The sequence below is a fragment of the Cupriavidus sp. 207A1 genome (genome assembly GCF_057798955.1).
The window spans coordinates 43,668-65,180 of sequence record NZ_JBYOJO010000003.1; the positions used below are offsets into that span (position 1 = coordinate 43,668).

General features: G+C 65.7%; 17 protein-coding genes. 15 read left to right on the forward strand and 2 right to left on the reverse strand.

The features are described from left to right. Positions 1-13: 13 nt before the first annotated feature. The 3 genes from carB to AC3FMM_RS05730 all read left to right on the forward strand — a co-directional run bounded on the left by carB (position 14) and on the right by AC3FMM_RS05730 (position 4,544). The gene (gene carB / locus AC3FMM_RS05720) at positions 14-3,262 is read left to right on the forward strand and encodes a carbamoyl-phosphate synthase large subunit (protein WP_473703697.1); all 3,249 of its coding nucleotides are present in this window, start codon (positions 14-16) and stop codon (positions 3,260-3,262) included. Positions 3,263-3,509: 247 nt separating this feature from the next. Then, positions 3,510-3,986, forward strand: a complete 477-nt coding sequence (gene greA / locus AC3FMM_RS05725) for a transcription elongation factor GreA (RefSeq protein ID WP_092309418.1) — start codon at positions 3,510-3,512, stop codon at positions 3,984-3,986. A gap of 54 nt (positions 3,987-4,040) precedes the next feature. Next, positions 4,041-4,544, forward strand: coding sequence for a DUF4149 domain-containing protein (locus AC3FMM_RS05730; protein ID WP_062800712.1), 504 nt, complete (start codon positions 4,041-4,043; stop codon positions 4,542-4,544). Positions 4,545-4,640: 96 nt separating this feature from the next. Here AC3FMM_RS05730 and AC3FMM_RS05735 read toward each other — a convergent pair whose 3' ends face one another. Continuing rightward, entirely contained in the window at positions 4,641-5,144 is a 504-nt protein-coding gene (locus AC3FMM_RS05735) for a YhbY family RNA-binding protein (RefSeq protein WP_115710060.1), read from the reverse strand. A 261-nt stretch (positions 5,145-5,405) separates the two neighbouring features. Here AC3FMM_RS05735 and AC3FMM_RS05740 point away from each other — a divergent pair, with 261 nt between their 5' ends. From AC3FMM_RS05740 to phoR, 11 genes are all read left to right on the forward strand, one after another. Continuing rightward, positions 5,406-6,071, forward strand: a complete 666-nt coding sequence (locus AC3FMM_RS05740; protein ID WP_115710059.1) for an RlmE family RNA methyltransferase — start codon at positions 5,406-5,408, stop codon at positions 6,069-6,071. A gap of 157 nt (positions 6,072-6,228) precedes the next feature. After that, complete coding sequence (ftsH, locus tag AC3FMM_RS05745) at positions 6,229-8,112, forward strand: ATP-dependent zinc metalloprotease FtsH (RefSeq protein WP_012353229.1); 1,884 nt, start codon at positions 6,229-6,231, stop codon at positions 8,110-8,112. A gap of 206 nt (positions 8,113-8,318) precedes the next feature. Next, a complete protein-coding gene (gene folP / locus AC3FMM_RS05750; RefSeq protein ID WP_488686407.1) occupies positions 8,319-9,110 on the forward strand; it encodes a dihydropteroate synthase in 792 nt (263 codons plus the stop codon). A 63-nt stretch (positions 9,111-9,173) separates the two neighbouring features. After that, entirely contained in the window at positions 9,174-10,517 is a 1,344-nt protein-coding gene (glmM, locus tag AC3FMM_RS05755) for a phosphoglucosamine mutase (protein ID WP_012353227.1), read from the forward strand. A gap of 231 nt (positions 10,518-10,748) precedes the next feature. Beyond that, entirely contained in the window at positions 10,749-11,780 is a 1,032-nt protein-coding gene (gene pstS, locus AC3FMM_RS05760; protein WP_116312756.1) for a phosphate ABC transporter substrate-binding protein PstS, read from the forward strand. Positions 11,781-11,897: 117 nt separating this feature from the next. Beyond that, the gene (gene pstC, locus AC3FMM_RS05765; protein ID WP_115710055.1) at positions 11,898-12,866 is read left to right on the forward strand and encodes a phosphate ABC transporter permease PstC; all 969 of its coding nucleotides are present in this window, start codon (positions 11,898-11,900) and stop codon (positions 12,864-12,866) included. Positions 12,867-12,883: 17 nt separating this feature from the next. After that, positions 12,884-13,765, forward strand: coding sequence for a phosphate ABC transporter permease PstA (gene pstA / locus AC3FMM_RS05770; protein WP_373429508.1), 882 nt, complete (start codon positions 12,884-12,886; stop codon positions 13,763-13,765). Positions 13,766-13,816: 51 nt separating this feature from the next. Continuing rightward, on the forward strand, positions 13,817-14,605 hold the full coding sequence (gene pstB / locus AC3FMM_RS05775; RefSeq protein WP_012353223.1) for a phosphate ABC transporter ATP-binding protein PstB: 789 nt from the start codon (positions 13,817-13,819) through the stop codon (positions 14,603-14,605). 47 nt (positions 14,606-14,652) lie between these two features. Continuing rightward, positions 14,653-15,357, forward strand: a complete 705-nt coding sequence (phoU, locus tag AC3FMM_RS05780; RefSeq protein WP_018007821.1) for a phosphate signaling complex protein PhoU — start codon at positions 14,653-14,655, stop codon at positions 15,355-15,357. A gap of 28 nt (positions 15,358-15,385) precedes the next feature. Continuing rightward, positions 15,386-16,093 (forward strand): phosphate regulon transcriptional regulator PhoB, encoded by a 708-nt coding sequence (phoB, locus tag AC3FMM_RS05785; protein ID WP_012353221.1) that lies wholly within the window; start codon positions 15,386-15,388, stop codon positions 16,091-16,093. A gap of 112 nt (positions 16,094-16,205) precedes the next feature. Continuing rightward, positions 16,206-17,588, forward strand: coding sequence for a phosphate regulon sensor histidine kinase PhoR (gene phoR / locus AC3FMM_RS05790; protein WP_488686234.1), 1,383 nt, complete (start codon positions 16,206-16,208; stop codon positions 17,586-17,588). A gap of 52 nt (positions 17,589-17,640) precedes the next feature. Here phoR and ppk1 read toward each other — a convergent pair whose 3' ends face one another. Then, positions 17,641-19,767: a polyphosphate kinase 1 gene (ppk1, locus tag AC3FMM_RS05795; protein ID WP_115710051.1), complete on the reverse strand. Its 2,127-nt coding sequence runs from the start codon at positions 19,765-19,767 to the stop codon at positions 17,641-17,643. 154 nt (positions 19,768-19,921) lie between these two features. Between ppk1 and ppx the strand changes: the two genes are divergently transcribed. After that, positions 19,922-21,454, forward strand: a complete 1,533-nt coding sequence (gene ppx / locus AC3FMM_RS05800; RefSeq protein ID WP_115680568.1) for an exopolyphosphatase — start codon at positions 19,922-19,924, stop codon at positions 21,452-21,454. Positions 21,455-21,513 lie beyond the last annotated feature (59 nt).

Sequence of the window (21,513 nt, forward strand, 5' to 3'; positions counted from 1 at the left end):
AAGAGAGCGTGCAATGCCAAAACGCACAGACATCAAGAGCATCCTGATCATCGGCGCGGGCCCCATCATCATCGGCCAGGCGTGCGAGTTCGACTATTCCGGCGCCCAGGCCTGCAAGGCCCTGCGCGAGGAAGGCTTCAAGGTCATCCTGGTCAACTCCAACCCGGCGACCATCATGACCGACCCGGCCACGGCCGATGTCACCTACATCGAGCCGATCACCTGGGAAGTGGTCGAGCGCATCATCGAGAAGGAGCGCCCGGATGCCATCCTGCCGACCATGGGCGGCCAGACCGCGCTGAACTGCGCGCTGGACCTGCATCGCCATGGCGTGCTGGACAAGTACAAGGTGGAACTGATCGGCGCGTCGCCCGAAGCCATCGACAAGGCCGAGGACCGCCAGAAGTTCAAGGACGCGATGACCAAGATCGGCCTGGGCTCGGCCAAGTCCGGCATCGCCCACTCGATGGACGAAGCCGTGGCCGTGCAGGCCCACATCGCCCAGGAGACCGGCACCAGCGGCTACCCGATCGTGATCCGCCCGTCGTTCACGCTGGGCGGCACCGGCGGCGGCATCGCCTACAACCGCGAAGAGTTCGAAGAGATCTGCAAGCGCGGCCTGGACCTGTCGCCGACGCGCGAGCTGCTGATCGAGGAATCGCTGCTGGGCTGGAAAGAGTATGAGATGGAAGTGGTCCGCGACAAGCAGGACAACTGCATCATCATCTGCTCGATCGAAAACCTGGACCCGATGGGCATCCACACCGGCGACTCGATCACCGTCGCCCCGGCGCAGACCCTGACCGACAAGGAATACCAGATCCTGCGCAACGCCTCGCTGGCCGTGCTGCGCGAGATCGGCGTCGACACCGGCGGCTCGAACGTGCAGTTCTCGATCAACCCGAAGGACGGTCGCATGATCGTCATCGAGATGAACCCGCGCGTGTCGCGTTCGTCGGCGCTGGCCTCCAAGGCCACCGGCTTCCCGATCGCCAAGGTCGCGGCCAAGCTGGCGGTTGGCTACACCCTCGACGAACTGAAGAACGAGATCACCGGCGGCGCCACCCCGGCCTCGTTCGAGCCCTCGATCGACTACGTGGTCACCAAGGTGCCGCGTTTCGCCTTCGAGAAATTCCCGCAGGCCGACAGCCACCTGACCACCCAGATGAAGTCGGTGGGCGAAGTGATGGCGATGGGCCGCACCTTCCAGGAGTCGTTCCAGAAGGCCCTGCGCGGGCTGGAAGTGGGTGTCGACGGCCTGGACGAGAAGTCCACCGATCGCGACGAGATCGTCGAGGAGATCGGCGAGCCGGGCCCGGACCGCATCTGGTACGTCGGTGACGCGTTCCGCCTGGGCATGTCGCTGGAAGAGGTCTATCACGAGACCGCCATCGATCCGTGGTTCCTGGCCCAGATCGAAGATATCGTCCGCACCGAAGGCCTGGTCAAGTCGCGCACGCTCGACAGCCTGTCGACCGCCGAACTGCGCTTCCTGAAGCAAAAGGGCTTCTCCGACCGCCGCCTGGCGCGGCTGCTGAAGACCGACGCCAAGGCCGTGCGCGCGGCCCGCATCGCCCAGAACGTGCGTCCGGTCTACAAGCGCGTCGATACCTGCGCGGCCGAATTCGCCACCAACACCGCCTACATGTACTCGACCTACGAGGCCGAGCACGGCGAGTGCGAGGCGGCGCCGACCGACAAGAAGAAGATCATGGTGCTGGGCGGCGGCCCGAACCGGATCGGCCAGGGCATCGAGTTCGACTACTGCTGCGTGCACGCCGCGCTGGCGCTGCGCGAAGACGGGTACGAGACCATCATGGTCAACTGCAACCCGGAAACCGTGTCGACCGACTATGACACCTCGGACCGCCTGTACTTCGAGCCGGTGACGCTGGAAGATGTGCTGGAGATCGTCGCGATCGAGAAGCCGGTCGGCGTGATCGTGCAGTACGGCGGCCAGACCCCGCTGAAGCTGGCGCTGGACCTGGAAGCCAACGGTGTGCCTATCATCGGCACCAGCCCCGACATGATCGACGCGGCCGAAGATCGCGAGCGCTTCCAGAAGCTGCTGCAGGACCTGGGCCTGCGCCAGCCGCCCAACCGCACCGCGCGCGCCGAGGACGAAGCGCTGCGCCTGGCCGAGGAAATCGGCTACCCGCTGGTGGTGCGTCCGTCGTACGTGCTGGGCGGCCGCGCCATGGAAATCGTGCATGAGCCGCGCGACCTCGAGCGCTACATGCGCGAGGCGGTCAAAGTCTCGAACGATTCCCCGGTGCTGCTCGACCGCTTCCTGAACGACGCCATCGAGTGCGATGTCGACGCCCTGTGCGACGGCAAGCGCGTCTTTATCGGCGGCGTGATGGAACACATCGAGCAGGCCGGCGTGCACTCGGGCGACTCCGCCTGCTCGCTGCCGCCGTACTCGCTGTCGGCCGAGACCGTGGCCGAACTGAAGCGCCAGACCGCGGCCATGGCCAAGGCTCTGAACGTGGTCGGCCTGATGAACGTGCAGTTCGCGATCCAGCAGGCCAACGGTGTCGACACCGTCTACGTGCTGGAAGTGAACCCGCGCGCCTCGCGCACCGTGCCGTACGTGTCCAAGGCCACCGGCATGCAGCTGGCCAAGATCGCCGCGCGCTGCATGGCCGGCCAGTCGCTGGACGAGCAGGGCATCGCCGACGAGGTCATCCCGCCGTACTACAGCGTCAAGGAAGCGGTGTTCCCGTTCAACAAGTTCCCGGGCGTCGATCCGGTCCTCGGACCTGAAATGCGTTCGACCGGCGAAGTCATGGGCGTGGGCAAGAGCTTCGGCGAGGCCCTGTTCAAGAGCCAGCTGGCCGCGGGTTCGCGCCTGCCGGAGAAGGGCGCCGTGCTGATCACGGTGAAGGACAGCGACAAGCCGCGCGCCGTGGCCGTGGCCCGCATGCTGCACGACATGGGCTACCCGATCGTCGCCACGCGCGGCACCGCCTCGGCGATCGAGGCTGCCGGCATCCCGGTCAAGGTGGTCAACAAGGTCAAGGACGGCCGTCCGCATATCGTCGACATGATCAAGAACGGCGAACTGGCGCTGGTGTTCACCACCGTGGACGAAACCCGCGGCGCGATCGCCGATTCGCGCTCGATCCGTATCTCGGCACTGGCGCACCGCATTCCTTACTACACCACCATCGCCGGCGCGCGCGCCGCGGTGGAAGGCCTGAAGCACATGCAGAGCCTGGAGGTCTACGACCTGCAGGGACTGCATGCCTCGCTGGCCTGATGCCGTCAAGGTAAGGAAGCAACACATCGCAAAAGGGCGTCCGCGTCGCGGCGGCCCCGCCCAAGGAAGCCCGCCGGAGTTGCTGCCGGCGGGCTTCCTGGCCTAAACTACGTCAAATTCGTCGATCGAACCGGCGTGCCCGCGTTCGATCCTGTCTGAAAGCCGCGGTTGAGCGGACGTGCCCTGGCGAGGTTTGCCGGGGTTGGCTCCAGCTCCGCTGCGGCTCATTTTTTTGTTGAACGAAGACATGAGCACCATTCCGATTACCAAGCGTGGCGCAGAGCTCCTGAAGGAGGAGCTGCAGCGCCTGAAGGCTGTCGAGCGTCCGGCGGTGATCAATGCCATCTCGGAAGCGCGCGCACAGGGCGACTTGTCTGAAAACGCCGAGTACGATGCCGCCAAGGAAAAGCAGGCCTTTATCGAGGGCCGCATCCTGGAAGTGGAGGCCAAGCTGTCGGCCGCGCAGATCATTGACCCGACCCAGCTCGATACCGATGGCCGCATCGTCTTTGGCGCGACCGTCGACCTGGAAGACCTGGAGTCCGGCAGTCCGGTCAGCTACCAGATCGTCGGCGATGACGAGGCTGACCTCGATGCCGGCAAGATCTCGGTCAGCTCGCCGATTGCACGCGCGCTGATCGGCAAGTTCGAAGGCGACGTCGCCACCGTGCTGGCCCCGGGCGGCGAGCGCGAGTACGAAGTCATTACCGTTCGCTACATCTGATGCCGGCCCGGCCGGCGGGCTTGCGCCTGCGCTGGCCACCGGAAAGGCCGGCTTGTGTTCTCCACTTCCTATAACAACCTGCCGCCGCTGCCGCACCGCATCTTCCTGTTGCTGACGGTGGTGTGGGCCGGCAGCCTGTGGACCGTCGGCTACATGGTGGCGCCGACGCTGTTTTCGGTGCTGCCCAGCCGCGAGATGGCGGGCATGATCGCCGGGCACCTGTTCCATACCGAAGCCATCGTCGGCGTGACCATCGGCGTGCTGCAGCTGGTGCTGTGCAACGTCATGATCCGGCGCGGCGCCCAGCGCTACCGCGGCCTGCGCTGGCTGGTGCTGGGCATGCTGTGCTGCGTGCTGGTCGGCTACTTCGGTACCCAGCCGTTCATGGGCAGCCTGAAGGAAAAGGCGCTGGCGCTGGGCGTGGGGGTGTCGGAATCGCCGTACAAGGCGCAATTCGGCATGCTGCACGGCGTCTCCAGCGCCTTCTACCTGCTGCAAAGCCTGCTGGCGCTGGCACTGGTGTGGCGCGCTTCGGCGCCGCGTTCGGCCGGGGAGTGAGGCCGGGGGTGAAGCCGACCACCGGCACGGACGCAGGCGCGGCGTGCCGGCATCGGGGCGCCTGGCGGCGCCCGCTTGTTTCCGGCTGCCGGGGCTTCAGCCCAGCGCCTTCTTCTTCTGGCTGGTCGGGCGGGCGCGCGAGCGCTTCACATTGCCGCCGGCGGTGACGCGCTCGTTGCCAAGCACCGTGACTTCCTTGCGGGTCGGGCGGCGGTTGGGCGCGGCGCTGGGCTTCTTCACCGTTACCGTGCGCGGGGCGGCGCCGCCGCGGCGGGCGGGCGTGTGCCGGCCGAGCTCTTCGGCCTGGTTTTCCTTCAGGCGGGCTTCGCCCGGACGCCACACCACCAGCAGCTTGCCGATATGCTGGATCGGCGCGGCGCTGAGCTGGTCGCAGATTTCTTCGTAGATGGCGATGCGCGCTTCGCGGTCGTCGCCGAACACGCGGATCTTGATCAGGTCGTGGGCAGCCAGGCTGCGGTCGATCTCGGCCAGCACGGCGCGGGTCAGGCCTTCGGCGCCGACCATCACCACCGGGTTCAGGGCATGGGCACGGGAGCGCAGGTCAGAGCGCTGGGCAGGGACTAGTTGTAGAGCAGGCATAGGTTGGCGCTGGATAAGGCGCTTGAAATAGTGATAGAGCGCTTGGCGCTGGTAATCGGGCGCTGCAGCTGCGCCGGTCGTGACACGGCGGCTGGAACAGGCTGCCGGCGGCCGCCGGCTGGCGGCAAAGCCGGGATTCGGATTGGCGCGTATTATCCGTCAATCCGGCACTGTCGGGCAGCAAAATCATCAAAACAGTAGGAAAACCTGCGCCGCCGGCCCGACCGGCGCGCGCGGGCAGGGAACAGGCTGGTATCTGGCATGGCAAAGAACAAGTTCAACCATTCGTGGCTGCACGACCACATCAACGATCCGTACGTCAAAATGGCGCAGCGCGAGGGCTACCGCGCCCGCGCGGCGTACAAGCTCAAGGAGATCGACGAGCAGGACAAGCTGATCCGCCCGGGCCAGGTCATTGTCGACCTGGGCGCGGCGCCGGGCAGCTGGAGCCAGTACGCCCGCAACAAACTGGCCGACTCGCCGCGCGCCAGGGACGGCCGGATCGACGGCGCGGTCGTCGCGATCGACCTGCTGCCAATGGAACCGGTCGCCGACGTCACGTTTATCCAGGGCGATTTCCGCGAGGAGTCGGTGTTCCGTGAGCTCGAAAGTGTGGTTCTCGGCGCCTCCGGCGGCAACAAGATCGATCTTGTTTTGTCCGACATGGCCCCCAACTTGTCCGGTGTGGCCTCCGCCGACGCCGCCCGGATCGAGTACCTGTGCGACCTGGCGCTTGAATTCGCGCAGGCCCACCTGAAGCCGGAGGGAGCATTGCTGGTAAAGTGTTTCCACGGGAGCGGCTACAGCCAGATCGTGGAAAAGTTCAAACGGCAGTTCAAAGTGGTCGCGAAGCGCAAGCCCAAGGCGTCGCGCGACAAGTCTTCCGAAACCTTTATCCTTGGGCGCTACCTGAAGACAGTGGATTGACCGATCTCGATACGAGCCAGGGCGGAATAAGAAATGTAGAGGGAAATACCCTCACCCGGTGCTATCGGCATCATAGTTTCTCTGTTTCCCCTCGAGGGCGGGGGCTGCATTACAATGCAGCTATCCGTTGGCAAGGCAATTGCAAAGGAGTTCGGCCTTGAATAACAACCTGTTTCAAAAGGCGGCAATCTGGCTCGTGATCGCGCTGGTGTTGTTTACCGTCTTCAAGCAGTTCGACAAGCCCCGTGCGCAGGACAGCGTCACCTATTCGCAGTTCATGGATGACGCCAAGAACGGCAAGGTGTCGCGTGTCGACGTGCAGGGCCGCAACCTGGTGGTCTCGCCCAAGGAAGGCGCCAAGTACACCATCATCTCGCCGGGCGACATCTGGATGGTCGGCGACCTGATGAAGTACGGCGTGCAGGTCACCGGCAAGGCGGACGACGAACCCAACGTGCTGGTCCAGGCCCTGTATTACCTCGGGCCGACCCTGCTGATCATCGTGTTCTGGTTCTACATGATGCGTCAGATGCAGGGTGGCGGGAAAGGCGGCGCATTCTCATTCGGCAAGTCGCGTGCGCGGCTGATCGACGAGAACCAGAACGCCGTCACGTTCCAGGACGTGGCCGGCTGCGACGAGTCCAAGGAAGAAGTCGTCGAGCTGGTCGACTTCCTCAAGGATCCGCAGAAATTCCAGAAGCTGGGCGGCCGTATCCCGCGCGGCGTGCTGCTGGTCGGCCCTCCGGGTACCGGCAAGACGCTGCTGGCGCGTGCCATCGCCGGCGAGGCCAAGGTGCCGTTCTTCAGCATCTCGGGCTCCGACTTCGTTGAAATGTTCGTTGGCGTGGGCGCGGCGCGTGTGCGCGACATGTTCGAGAACGCCAAGAAGCAGGCGCCCTGCATCGTGTTCATCGATGAAATCGACGCCGTCGGCCGCCATCGTGGCGCCGGCATGGGCGGCGGCAACGACGAGCGCGAGCAGACCCTGAACCAGATGCTGGTCGAGATGGACGGTTTCGAGGCGAACTCGGGCGTGATCGTGATCGCCGCGACCAACCGTGCCGACGTGCTGGACAAGGCGCTGCTGCGTCCGGGCCGTTTCGACCGCCAGGTCTACGTGGGCCTGCCGGACATCCGCGGCCGCGAGCAGATCCTGAAGGTCCATATGCGCAAGGTGCCGATCGGCAACGACGTCGACGCTTCGGTGATCGCGCGCGGTACCCCGGGCTTCTCGGGCGCCGACCTGGCCAACCTGGTCAACGAGGCCGCGCTGTTTGCCGCCCGCCGCAACAAGCGCGTGGTCGACATGCAGGACTTCGAGGACGCCAAGGACAAGATCTACATGGGTCCGGAGCGCAAGTCGACGGTGATGCGCGAGGAAGAGCGCCGCGCCACGGCTTACCATGAGTCGGGCCACGCGGTGGTTGCCAAGCTGCTGCCCAAGGCCGACCCGGTGCACAAGGTCACCATCATGCCGCGTGGCTGGGCGCTGGGCGTGACCTGGCAGCTGCCCGAGCATGACAAGTATTCGAAGTACAAGGACAGCATGCTGGAAGAAGTGGCCATCCTGTTCGGCGGCCGCGCGGCGGAAGAGGTCTTCCTCAACGCCATGAGCACCGGCGCTTCCAACGACTTCGAGCGCGCCACCAAGATCGCGCGCGACATGGTGACCCGCTTCGGCATGAGCGATTCGCTGGGTGCGATGGTCTACGTCGATACCGAGCAGGACGGCATGTTCGGCAAGCTGTCGTCGAAGACCGTGTCGGAAGCCACGCAGCAGAAGGTCGACGCCGAGATCCGTCGCATCATCGACGAGCAATACGCGCTGGCCAAGCGCCTGCTCGAAGAGAACCGCGACAAGGTCGAAGCCATGACCAACGCGCTGATGGAATGGGAAACCATCGACGCCGACCAGGTCAACGACATCATGGCCGGCAAGCCGCCGCGTCCGCCGCGCAGCGCGTCGGGCCCGAACGGTGGCGGCAGCACGCCCTCGGGCGGCTCGCCGGTGGCGCCGACCAACGCGCCCGCCACGGCCTGACCCGGCGCTCGTCCCACTGACGACGCTGTAGCGATGGCTGTGTAGTGCCTGTCCCTGAAGCCGGTGCCTGGCGCACCGGCTTTTCCTTTTTGTGCGGCCCCAGCCGCGCGCATTGCCAAAGCCTTCCTACCTTGCAGCAGACGACTCAGACCCGGCACTTCCAGTGCGGCCGTTTCCGCTTTGCCCTGGACCAGCGTCCGCTGGTGATGGGCATCCTCAACGTCACGCCCGACTCCTTTTCCGACGGCGGCCAGCATGCCAGCCGTGATGCGGCGCTGCGCCATGCCGAGCAGATGATTGCCGAGGGCGTCGACATCATCGACATCGGCGGGGAATCGAGCCGGCCCGGGTCAGCCGCGCTGCCGCTGGCAGACGAGCTGGCGCGCGTGATCCCCGTGGTGGAAGCGCTGCGCGATTGCGGCAAGCCGCTCTCGATCGACACCTACAAGCCCGAGGTCATGGGCGCCGCGCTTGCGGCCGGAGCCGATCTCATCAACGATATCTGGGGCTTGCGCATGCCGGGCGCGGTCGAAGCGGTGGCGGCGGGACAGGCGGGCCTGTGCGTGATGCATATGCAGCGCGATCCGCAGACCATGCAGGAAGACCCGCACTACGACGATGTGGTCGCCGAAGTGGCGCAGTTCCTCGCCGAGCGCGTCGCCGTGCTGCGCGCCGCCGGGATTGACGACGCCCGGATCTGCCTCGATCCGGGATTTGGCTTCGGCAAGACACCGGATCATAATTTGCGCCTGCTCGCGCAGTTGCCGCAGCTGGCGCTCGACGGCCTGCCGGTGCTGGCGGGCATCTCGCGCAAGTCCACGCTGGGCGCCATCCTGGGCGGCCGGCCGCCGCAGCAGCGCGTCGCCGCCAGCATCGCCGCGGCGGTCTGTGCGGTGGAGCGCGGTGCGTGGATCGTACGCGTGCATGATGTGCAGCAGACCGTCGACGCCGTGAAGACCTGGTGGGCCGTGCGCAACGAATCCGTCAGCGCGGGCTGAGCCAGGCGCAGACACCGGTTGGCGCCACCAGGACAGAACATAGAAGAGAAAGGGAAACCAAGAATGACACGCAAGTATTTCGGGACCGACGGCGTGCGGGGCAAGGTCGGCGATGCGCCGATCACGCCGGACTTCGTGATGCGGCTGGGCCATGCCGCGGGCAAGGTGCTGGCGCACGGCGCCAGGACCGGGCAGGGCAAGCCGACCGTGCTGATCGGCAAGGACACGCGCATTTCGGGCTACATGCTGGAAGCCGCGCTGGAGGCCGGCTTTACCTCGGCGGGCGTGCACGTGCTGCTGACCGGCCCGCTGCCGACCCCCGGCATCGCCTACCTGACGCGGGCGCTGCGGCTGTCCGCCGGCGTGGTGATCTCGGCCAGCCACAACCCCTACTACGACAACGGCATCAAGTTTTTCTCGGCCAGCGGCGACAAGCTGCCCGACGCGGTCGAGGCGGCGATCGAGGCGGCCCTCGACGAGCCCATGGTGTGCGCCCCGTCCGACGACCTCGGGCGCGCCCGCCGCATCGACGATGCCGCCGGCCGCTATATCGAATTCTGCAAGAGCACCTTCCCGTATGAACAGGACCTGCATGGCCTGAAGCTGGTGGTCGACTGCGCCCACGGCGCGGCGTACCACATCGCGCCGCCGGTGTTCCATGAGCTCGGCGCCGACGTGGTCGCCATCGGCAACCAGCCCAACGGGCGCAATATCAACGCCGGCTACGGCGCCACCGCGCCGGAGAAACTGATCGAGGCGGTCAAGGCCAACGGCGCGGACCTGGGCCTGGCCTTCGATGGCGACGCGGACCGGCTGCAGGTGGTGGACGCCGATGGCCGGCTCTACAACGGCGACGAACTGCTGTATCTGATCGTGCGTGACCGCCAGGCCGCGGGCCAGGCGGTGCCCGGCGCGGTCGGCACGCTGATGACCAATATGGCGGTGGAACTGGCGCTCAAGCGCGAGGGCGTAGACTTCGTGCGCGCCAAGGTGGGCGACCGCTATGTGCTGGAGGAGCTGAACAAGCGCAAGTGGACGCTGGGCGGCGAGGGTTCGGGCCACCTGCTGTGCCTGGATCGCCACAGCACCGGCGACGGCATCGTGTCGGCGCTGCAGGTGCTGGGCGCACTGCGCCGCAGCGGCAAGACTCTGGCGCAACTGCTTGACGGCGTGAAGCTGTTCCCGCAGACGCTGATCAACGTGCGCGTGCAGAAAGGTTTCGACTGGCAGACCCATGCCGGCCTGCAGGCGGCCCGTGCCGCGGTGGAGCCGGAACTCGAAGGGCGCGGCCGCGTGCTGATCCGGGCCTCGGGCACCGAGCCCGTGGTGCGCGTGATGGTGGAGGCGGAGCAGGCAGAGATGGCCGAGCGCGCAGCCAGGAAGCTGGCGGACGCGCTGGGTGCCTGACAGCACCCATCCGAGAAGCGAACGCCGGGCTCGCCCGGCGTTTTTTTTGCCCGCTTACGCAATTAACCGCCGTCATCTTGCCCACACGGCAGAGCGGGGCGATCCCGTCATTACCTTGCTGCAGGCCAGTTTCAAGAAGATTTAAAGATGTCACGGAATTGTCATACAGGCAGCATAAAGTTCGTCTTGTCAAAAATTTGTCATTCCCAACCAATGTTCTCTGGAGGACATATGAAGCTGGTCAAGACTGCCGTGGCAGGCATCGTTTCGATGGTGGTAGCGGGTACTGCGTTCGCGGCGGAAATTACCGGTGCAGGCGCTTCCTTCCCGGCGCCCGTGTATTCCAAGTGGGCCGACGCATATAACAAAGCAACGGGCAACAAGGTCAACTATCAATCCATCGGCTCGTCGGGCGGCATCAAGCAGATCGGCGCCAAGACGGTCGATTTCGGCGCTTCGGACGCGCCGCTGAAGGACGAGGACCTGAACAAGCAGGGCCTGGTCCAGTTCCCGACCGTGATCGGCGGCGTGGTGCCGGTGATCAATCTGCAAGGCGTGAAGCCGGGCGAGCTGACCATCACCGGCGAGCTGCTGGCCAACATCTACCTGGGCAAGATCAAGAAGTGGGACGATCCCGCCATCAAGGCGCTGAACCCGCAAGCCAAGCTGCCGAGCCAGGACATCCTGCCGGTGCGCCGTGCCGACGGTTCGGGCACCACCTTCATCTTTACCAACTACCTGTCCAAGGTCAGCGCTGACTGGAAGGGCACGGTCGGTGAGGGCACCACGGTCAACTGGCCGGGCGGCGGCACCGGCGGCAAGGGCAACGAGGGCGTGGCCGCCTTCGTGCAGCGCCTGAACGGTGCGATCGGCTATGTCGAGTACGCCTATGCCAAGCAGAACAAGATGACCCACGTGAACATGAAGAACGCGTCGGGTGCCGTGGTCAAGCCGGGTGACGACGCCTTCAAGGCCGCCGCCGCCGGCGCGGACTGGAGCAAGAGCTACTACCAGATCCTGACCAACCAGCCCGGCAAGGACGCCTGGCCGATCGCCGGCGCCACCTTCATCCTGGTGCACAAGAACCAGGAAAAGCCGGCGCAGGGCACCGAAGTGCTGAAGTTCTTCGACTGGGCCTACAAGAGCGGCGCCGGCATGGCCGCCGATCTCGACTACGTGCCGCTGCCGGAGAACGTGGTCAACCAGATCCGTTCGACCTGGAAGACCAGCGTCAAGGACGCTTCGGGCAAGGCGCTGTACTGATCTGACGGCATCGCCGGCCGCGCGCCAGCGCGGCGGCGGTAGCCGGGCAGCCCGAAACCGGCCCGGCCACCGTGCTCGCGCCCAGGCGCGAGCGGCGATCCACCCTGAATTCCCGACATGGCGACTACCCCCTCCGAGTTCCGCAACGTCCGGCCCCCGAGCCGCATGGGCGACATCCTGTTCGGCGGCCTGACGCGGGGCGCCGCGATCGTGACGCTGCTGCTGCTGGGCGGCATCATCGTCTCGCTCGCGATCAGCGCCTGGCCCTCGATCGAGGCCTTCGGCGCGCGCTTCCTGTGGTCCGCGGAGTGGGATCCTCCCGCCGATGTCTATGGTGCGCTGGTGCCCATCTACGGCACCATCGTGACCTCGCTGATCGCGCTGATCATCGCGGTGCCGGTGAGCTTCGGCATCGCCCTGTTCCTGACCGAACTGTCGCCGGCCTGGCTGCGCCGCCCGCTCGGCACCGCCATCGAACTGCTCGCCGCGGTGCCGTCGATCGTCTACGGCATGTGGGGCCTGCTCGTGTTCGCGCCGATCTTCGGCGAGTATTTCCAGAAGCCCCTGGCCGCCACGGTGGGCCAGCTGCCGGTGATCGGCAAGCTGTTCCAGGGCGCGCCGCTGGGCATCGGCCTGCTGTGCGCGGGCGTGATCCTGGCGATCATGATCATCCCGTACATCGCCTCGGTGATGCGCGACGTGTTCGAGGTCACCCCGGTGCTGCTCAAGGAATCCGCCTACGGCGTGGGCTGCACCACCTGGGAAGTGATGTGGAACGTGGTGCTGCCCTACACCCGCGCCGGCGTGATCGGCGGCGTGATGCTGGGCCTGGGCCGCGCGCTGGGCGAGACCATGGCCGTCACCTTCGTGATTGGCAATACCAACCTGCTGGACAGCGCGTCGTTGTTCTCGCCGGGCAACAGCATTACCTCGGCGCTCGCCAACGAGTTCGCCGAAGCCGGCGCCGGCCTGCATACCGCCGCGCTGATGGAGCTGGGCCTGATCCTGTTCTTCATCACCTTCGTGGTGCTGGCGCTGTCCAAGCTGTTGCTGCTGCGACTCGCCAAGAATGAGGGCGCAAAATGAGCCAATCGAGCCAAGCCATGACTTCCGTATCGATGCCCGCCGTCCGTCCTGATGCCGATGCCGTGCGTGCCCGCCTGCAGGGCCGCCGCCGCCGCGTCAACCTGTACGCGCTGACCGCGTCGCTGGTGGCGATGGCCTTCGGCCTGTTCTGGCTGGCGTGGATCCTGTGGACCACCGTCACGCTGGGCGTGGGCGGGCTGTCGCTGGACCTGTTCACGCAGATGACGCCGGCTCCCAATACCGCCGGCGGCGGCCTCGCCAACGCCATCTTCGGCAGCTTCGTGATGGTCGGCATGGCCACGCTGTTCGGCACGCCGCTGGGCATCCTGGCGGGCATCTACCTGGCCGAGTATGGCAAGAGCTCGCCGCTGGCCAGCTTTATCCGCTTTATCAACGACATCCTGCTGTCGGCGCCGTCGATCGTGATCGGCCTGTTCGTCTACGCGCTGGTGGTGACCCGCATGGGCCACTTCTCAGGCTGGGCCGGCATTTGCGCGCTGGCGCTGCTGCAGGTGCCGATCGTGGTGCGCACCACCGAGAACATGCTGAACCTGGTGCCCAACGCCCTGCGCGAGGCCGCCTTCGCCCTGGGCACGCCCAAGTGGAAGATGGTGCTGTCGATCACGGTGAAGTCATCGTACGCCGGCATTGTGACGGGCGTATTGCTGGCCGTGGCCCGTATCGCCGGCGAAACCGCGCCGCTGCTGTTCACCGCGCTGTCCAACCAGTTCTGGACCACCGACCTGAACAAGCCGATGGCCAACCTGCCGGTGACCATCTTCCGCTTCGCCATGAGCCCGTTCACCGAATGGCAGCAACTGGCCTGGGCGGGCGTGTTCCTGATTACGATCGGCGTGCTGGCCCTCAATATCCTGGCGCGCATCCTGTTCAAGAAATAAGCGGCGCGCCCGTCATCCGGACCGCCCCAAGACTGCAAGCGAGAGAACGCAATGACCTCCACCGTCATCGACATTCCCGATTCGGTACGCGCCAAGATCGACGTGCGCAACCTGAACTTCTACTACGGCCAGTTCCATGCCCTGAAGAACATCAACATGTCGATCCCGGACCGCAAGGTCACGGCCTTCATCGGGCCGTCGGGATGCGGCAAGTCGACGCTGCTGCGTACCTTCAACAAGATGTACGCGCTCTATCCCGAGCAGCGCGCCGAGGGCGAGATCAACATGGACGGCGACAACCTGCTGACGGCCAAGCAGGATATCGCGCTGCTGCGCGCCAAGGTCGGCATGGTGTTCCAGAAGCCGACGCCGTTCCCGATGTCGATCTATGACAACATCGCCTTCGGCGTGCGCCTGTTCGAGAAGCTGTCGCGCTCGGAGATGGACGACCGCGTGGAATGGGCGCTGACCAAGGCGGCGCTTTGGAACGAGGCCAAGGACAAGCTGCACCAGTCGGGCTACGGCTTGTCCGGCGGCCAGCAGCAGCGCCTGTGCATCGCACGCGGCATCGCCATCCGCCCCGAAGTGCTGCTGCTGGACGAGCCGTGCTCCGCGCTCGACCCGATTTCCACCGGCCGCATCGAAGAGCTGATCGCCGAACTGAAGGACGAGTACACCGTGGTGATCGTGACGCACAACATGCAGCAGGCGGCGCGCTGCTCGGATTACACCGCCTACATGTACCTGGGCGAACTGATCGAGTTCGGCGAGACCGAGAAGATCTTCATCAAGCCGCACCGCAAGGAAACGGAAGACTACATTACCGGCCGCTTCGGCTGACGCGCAGGGCAGGGACTAGCATATCCATAAGCGGCCAGGAGAATCCCATGACTGACAAGCACCTGTCGACCCAGTTCGACGCAGACCTCAACGCCATCAACACCAAGCTGCTGCAGATGGGCGGCCTGGTGGAGTCGCAGATCGAGCTGGCCATGCGCGCGCTGACCGACTTCGACGCCGAGATCGCCGACCAGGTGATCGCCCGGGAAATCCAGCTCAATGCGCTGGAAGTCGAGATCGATGCCGATTGCGGCAACATCATCGCCCGGCGCCAGCCGACCGCGCGCGACCTGCGCCTGGTGATGGCCATCTCCAAGACCATCACCAACCTGGAACGCGCCGGCGACGAGGCCGAGAAGATCGCCAAGCGCACCAAGCACATCATGGAAGACGCGTCGGCGCACAGCATCAACTACGCCGAGGTCAAGCTGTCGGGCGAGATGGCGATCTCGCTGCTGCGCCAGGCGCTCGACGCCTTTGCGCGGCTGGACACCGTAGCGGCGGCGCGCATCGTCAAGGACGACAAGGCCATCGACGAAGAATTCCGCGGCTTCGTGCGCAAGCTGATCACGTACATGATGGAAGACCCGCGCACCATCTCGGTCGCGCTGGATTTCCTGTTCATCGCCAAGGCCGTCGAGCGCATTGGCGATCACGCGAAGAACATCGCGGAATTTATCATTTACATTGTCAAGGGGACGGACGTCCGCCATGTCTCGCGCGAGGACATGGAGCGCGAAGCGCTGAGCTGAGGTCAGCCGCCCACGGAGAACCATACACATGCCAAGCAGTATTCTCGTTGTCGAAGACGAACCGGCGATCGCCGAACTGATCGCCGTGAACCTGCAGCACGCGGGGCATTATCCGATCCGGGCCTATAACGCCGAGCAGGCGCTGTCGCTGATGAGCGATGTGCTGCCCGACCTGGTGCTGCTCGACTGGATGCTCCCGGGCAAGTCGGGGGCGAACTTCGCCAAGGAGTTGCGCGCCAATGACCGCACCCGCCAGATTCCCATCATCATGCTGACCGCCCGCGGCGAGGAGCAGGACAAGGTGATGGGGCTGGAAGCCGGTGCCGACGACTATGTCACCAAGCCGTTCTCGCCCAAGGAGCTGCTGGCCCGGATCAAGGCCGTGCTGCGCCGCCGCGCGCCGCAGCTGACCGACGACGTGGTGGCGATCAACGGCCTGCGGCTCGACCCGGCCACGCACCGCGTGACCGGCCAGGACGAGAGCGGCCCGATCAAGCTGGACCTGGGTCCGACCGAGTTCAGGCTGCTGCACTTCCTGATGACGCACCCGGAGCGCGTGCACAGCCGTTCGCAATTGCTCGACCAGGTCTGGGGCGACCATGTCTTTGTCGAGGAACGCACCGTCGACGTCCATATCAAGCGCCTGCGTGCGGCCCTGACGCCCGGCGGCTACAGCAACATGATCGAAACCGTGCGTGGCAGCGGCTACCGGCTGGCGCGCACCCCTGGCGCCTGAGCCGCCGCACGGGTCTCAAGCCGCTGGCAGGGCGCGGCGAAATCGTGGCACACTCCGTCGCAACCCTGCAGGCAGCCGTTTTCGCGGCTGCCTGCGAGCCTGAACCCTGCGCATGAATGTCATCTGGGCCCGTTCCGCGGCCATCCTGATCAGCCTGCTGGTGCTGTCCGCCGGCGTCTACCTGGTCGCCGGCCCGGTGCCGGCGCTGGCGCTGGCATGCGTGTCGCTGCTCGGCCTGTTGTTCTACTACCTGTACCAGATCAACCGGCTGTGGAAGGTGCTGGACGCGCCGGTCTACGGCGAGATCCCCAGCGCGCTCGGCCTGTGGGGCGAGGTGTATTACCGCCTGCACCGGCTGGTCAAGCGCTGGCGCACCCAGGTGCTGCAGGTGGAGCAGCAGCACACCCGCTTTATCCAGGCCATCCAGGCCTCGCCCAACGGCGTGCTGATGCTCGATGACGCCGACCAGATCGAGTGGTGCAACGACGTCGCCGAGCAGCATTTCGGCCTGAACGCGCGGCGCGACGTGCGCCAGCGCATTACCCACCTGATTCGCCGGCCGGAGTTTGTCCACTACCTGACGCGGCAGCAGTTCGACGACCCGCTGGTGATGCGCGACATGGGCGAGCACAAGCACAGCGTGATCGCGGTCCAGATCCTGCCGTACGGCGACAACCGCAAGCTGGTGATCACGCAGGACATCACCAAGCTGGAAAACACCGAGGCGATGCGGCGCGACTTCGTCGCCAATGTCTCGCACGAACTGAAGACTCCGCTGACCGTGATGACCGGCTTCCTCGAAACCGTGCGCGACCTGCCGGTGTCCGAGGAAGACCGGCGCCGCTATATCGACATGATGCTGGCGCAGTCGGTGCGCATGCAGAGCATCGTCGAAGACCTGCTGGCGCTGGCCAAGCTGGAAAGCGACGCCCAGCCGCCGGGCCATGAGGTGGTGCCGATCCGCGCCATGGTGGCGCACCTGATGCACGATGCCGAGGCGCTGTCGCAGGGCCGGCACCACGTCGCGGCCGAGATCGATCCCACCGTGGGCATGCGCGGCGCGGAGACCGAGCTGATGTCGGCGCTGGGCAACCTGGTGTCCAACGCGGTGCGCTACACGCCGGAGGGCGGGCGCATTACCATGCGGCTGGCCTGGGAAGACGGCCACGCGGTGTTCTCGGTGGCCGATACCGGCCTGGGCATCGCGGCCGAGCATATTCCCCGGCTGACCGAGCGCTTCTACCGCGTCGACCGCAGCCGCTCGCGCGACACCGGCGGCACCGGCCTTGGGCTGGCCATCGTCAAGCATGTGCTGTCGCGCCACCATGCCGAACTGCGCGTCACCAGCGAAGAGGGCCGGGGCAGCGTGTTCCGCGTGGTGTTCCCGCTGGATCGCAGCCTGCGCTCCGCTGCCGCAAGCGCGGACAGCCCGGTGCCGGGCGCGGGTCCGACGGTAACGCCGCAGGCACCGGACAATTCCCGGCGCGCAGCCTGATCTCAAAGAGAAACCCCGCCGAGGCGGGGTTTCTTGTGCTCGCGGCGCGCGTTCAGGGCGTACCGCCAAACATCACCAGCATATCGTTCTGGCTGACATGCGGATGCTTGGAACGCGTCTGGCTGCGCACGTAATTTCCGTCCGATTGCATGAGCCACGCCGAGGCATTGTCGCGCAGGTGGACCTGCAAGCTCTCCTTGATGACGCGCGCCTTGAGCGCCTTGTCCAGCACCGGGAACGCGACTTCCACGCGGCGGAACAGGTTGCGGTCCATCCAGTCGGCGCTGGACAGGTAGAGCACCTCTTCGCCGGCCGCGTGGAAGTAATAGACGCGATGGTGTTCGAGAAAACGCCCGATGATCGAGCGCACCGTGATGTTCTCGGACATGCCGGGCACGCCCGGCATCAGCGCGCACACCCCGCGCACGATCAGGTCGATCTTCACGCCGGCGCGCGAGGCCTTGTACAGCTCGTCGATGATCGACGGTTCCAGCAGGGCGTTCATCTTGGCGATGATGCGCGCCGGCTTGCCCGCGCGCGCGTTGCGGGCCTCGGCGCGGATATGGTCGACCAGGTTGCTCTGCATGGTGAACGGCGACTGCCACAGGTGGTTCAGCCGGATCGTGCCGGCCGTGCCGGTCAGCAGCTGGAACACATGGTGCACGTCTTCGCAGATGGCCTCGTCGGCGGTCAGCAACCCGAAGTCGGTATAGAGCCTGGCCGTGCGCGGGTGGTAATTGCCGGTGCCCAGGTGGGCATAGCGGCGCAGCTTGACCTGCTTGGCCTTCGGCCCGGTGGGCTCGCGCCGCACGATCAGCAGCATCTTGGCGTGGCACTTGTGCCCGACCACGCCGTAGATCACGTGCGCGCCGGCGGACTCGAGCCGCTCGGCCCAGTTGATATTGGTTTCCTCGTCGAAGCGCGCCAGCAGTTCCACCACCACCGTCACTTCCTTGCCGTTGCGCGCGGCGGTCATCAGCGCTTCCATCACCAGCGATTCGTTACCGGTGCGGTAGACCGTCTGCTTGATCGCGACCACGTTGGGGTCGGCCGCGGCGAGCTGCAGCAAGTCCAGCACGGAGCTGAAGCTCTCGTAGGGATGGTGCAGCAGCACGTCCTGCTGGCGCATCACGTCGAACATCGACGCGCCGCCGGCAAAGGCCTTGACCGGCGCCGGCACGTAAGGCGGGAACTTGAGCGCCGGCCGGTCGACCATGTCGGGGATCTGCATCAGCCGCACCAGGTTCACCGGGCCCGATACGCGGTACAGGTCCTGTTCGGCGAGTCCCGATTCCAGCAGCAGCCGGCGCGCCAGCGGGGCCGGCGTATCGGACGAGATTTCTAGCCGCACCGTGTCGCCGAAATGGCGCGCGGGCAGCTCGCCCTGCAGCGCTTCGCGCAGGTCGGTGATGTCGTCTTCCGAGACGAACAGGTCCGAGTTGCGCGTGACGCGGAACTGGTAGCAGCCATGCACGGTAATGGCCGGGAACAGCTCGTGCACGAAGCCCTGCATGAATGACGACAGCATGACGAAGCCGTACGGATAGCCCGACAGCTTCTCCGGCATCTTCACCACGCGCGGCAGCGCGCGCGGCGCCTGCACGATGGCGAGATCGGCGTCGCGCCCGAACGCGTCCTTGCCGGACAGTTCCACCACGAAGTTCAGGCTCTTGTTGAGCACGCGCGGGAAGGGGTGGGCCGGGTCCAGCGCGATCGGAGTGAGCACCGGCGCCAGTTCGCGCTGGAAGAACTCGCGCGCCCATTCACGCTGGGCGTCGGTCCAAGTGGTGGTCAGGTGGAAAAAGACCCCTTCTTTTTCAAGTAGTGGAAAAATGGTGTTCTGCAGCATGTCATACTGCGAGGCCACCAGCCGTTGCGTGCGCTCGGTGACAAGCTGGTAGGTCTGCTGGAACGAAAGACCATCCGGCGTCAGGCCCGAGGCATTGTCGCGCATCTGTTCCTTCAGGCCCGCCATGCGGATTTCAAAGAACTCGTCCAGGTTGCTGGACACGATGCAGATGAACTTGAGCCGTTCCAGCAGCGGGACTTTCGGGTCCGCGGCTTGCGCCAGCACGCGGGCATTGAATTCCAGGATGCCCAGTTCGCGATTGAGCAGCGTACTGGACGGAGTCGTCGACATGGTCATGACCTTCTTTTGGTAATGTGGCGACTTTTTCATAGAATCGTGTCACTTTCATGACAGTTTGATTTTGTCATGATGCGGACATGACCACGACATATTTTCTCCGGGCCCGAATCGCGGCAGGCTCCGGCGCCAGCGGGTCCCTGCCGCGCTTCGCCACGCCAATGCGAACCTGCCCTCCAAGCACACGATGAACAACACTCCACGCCTGCTGGCCGCCGTCGACATGGGCTCGAACAGCTTCCGCCTGATGATCGGGCGGGTGGACGAGACCCCGACGGCCAATGGCCCGGCCAGCCAGATCTTCCAGGTGGACGCGCTGCGCGAACCGGTGCGGCTGGCGGCCGGCCTGACCCCCGACAAATACCTTGACCAGCCCGCGCGGCGACGCGGTATCGATGCGCTGCGGCGCTTCGGCGACCGCCTGCGCGAGTTCGCGCCTGGACAGGTGCGCGCGGTTGCCACCAATACGCTGCGGGTAGCAAAGAATGCGTCCGATTTCCTGATCGAGGCCGAAGGCGCGCTGGGCTTCCCGATCGAAGTGATAGCCGGGCGCGAGGAAGCGCGGCTGATCTATCTGGGCGCGTCGCACGACGCGCCGGCCTGCCAGGGCAACCGCCTGGTGGTCGATATCGGCGGCGGCTCGACCGAATTCATCATCGGCAACGGCTACCAGTCCAAGCTGATGGAAAGCCTGTATATCGGCTGCGTGTCGCACAGCCGCCAGTTCTTCCCCAGCGGCAATGTCGACGACTACGCGATGAAGCAGGCCGAGCTGGCGGCGCGCCGCGAGATCCAGGTGCTGGTGCGCCAGTACCGTGCCGCCGGCTGGGAGCAGGCGGTGGGCTCGTCGGGCACCGCGCGCGCGCTGGCCGAGCTGATCGAACTCAACGGCATGAACGACAGCAATGCCGAGCACGGCATCACGCGCGAAGGGCTGGAGCGCCTGAAGCGTGCGCTGATCAAGGCCGAGAACACCAACCGCGTCAAGCTGACCGGTCTCAAGCCGGACCGCATTCCGGTGCTGCCGGGGGGCTTGTCGATCATGCTGGGCGTGTTCGCCGAACTCGATATCGAGCGCATGGACGTGACCGACGGCGCGCTGCGGCTGGGCGTGCTGTACGACCTGCTCGGGCGCAGCCACCATGAGGACATGCGCACGGTCACGGTGGACCAGTTCATGCGCCGCTATGGTGTCGACCGCGCGCAGGCCAGCCGCGTGCGGCGCACCGCGCAGACACTGCTGTCACAGTTCCCGGACCCGGCCAACGAACGGCGCGAGGACAACCTTGCGCTGCTCGGCTGGGCCGCCAGCCTGCACGAGATCGGCATGTCGATCTCGCACAGCGGCTACCACAAGCATTCCGCCTATATCGCCACGCATGCCGACATGCCGGGCTTTTCCAAGACCGACCAGGCGCGGCTGGCGACGCTGCTGCTGGGCCATGCGGGCAAGCTGGGCAAGCTCTCGGGCAGCGGCAAGTTCGTCGACTGGCGCATGCTGTTCAGCCTGCGCCTGGCCTTTGTGCTGTGCCGGCGCCGCTCGGACGTGGCGCTGCCGGACATCCGCGTCACGCAGTTGGCCGAAGCGCTGGACGAAGGCTTCACCGTGCGCCTGCCGAAGGCGTGGATCGACGCCAATCCGCTGATCGAATACAGCCTCGCGCAGGAAGCCGACGAATGGCAGCGCATCGGCAAGCGCTACAAGGTGGTCTACGACTGAGAGGGAAGGGATCGACCGGCCGCCGATAAGGCGGCCGTGACCGGAAGGGCTTGTTGGCG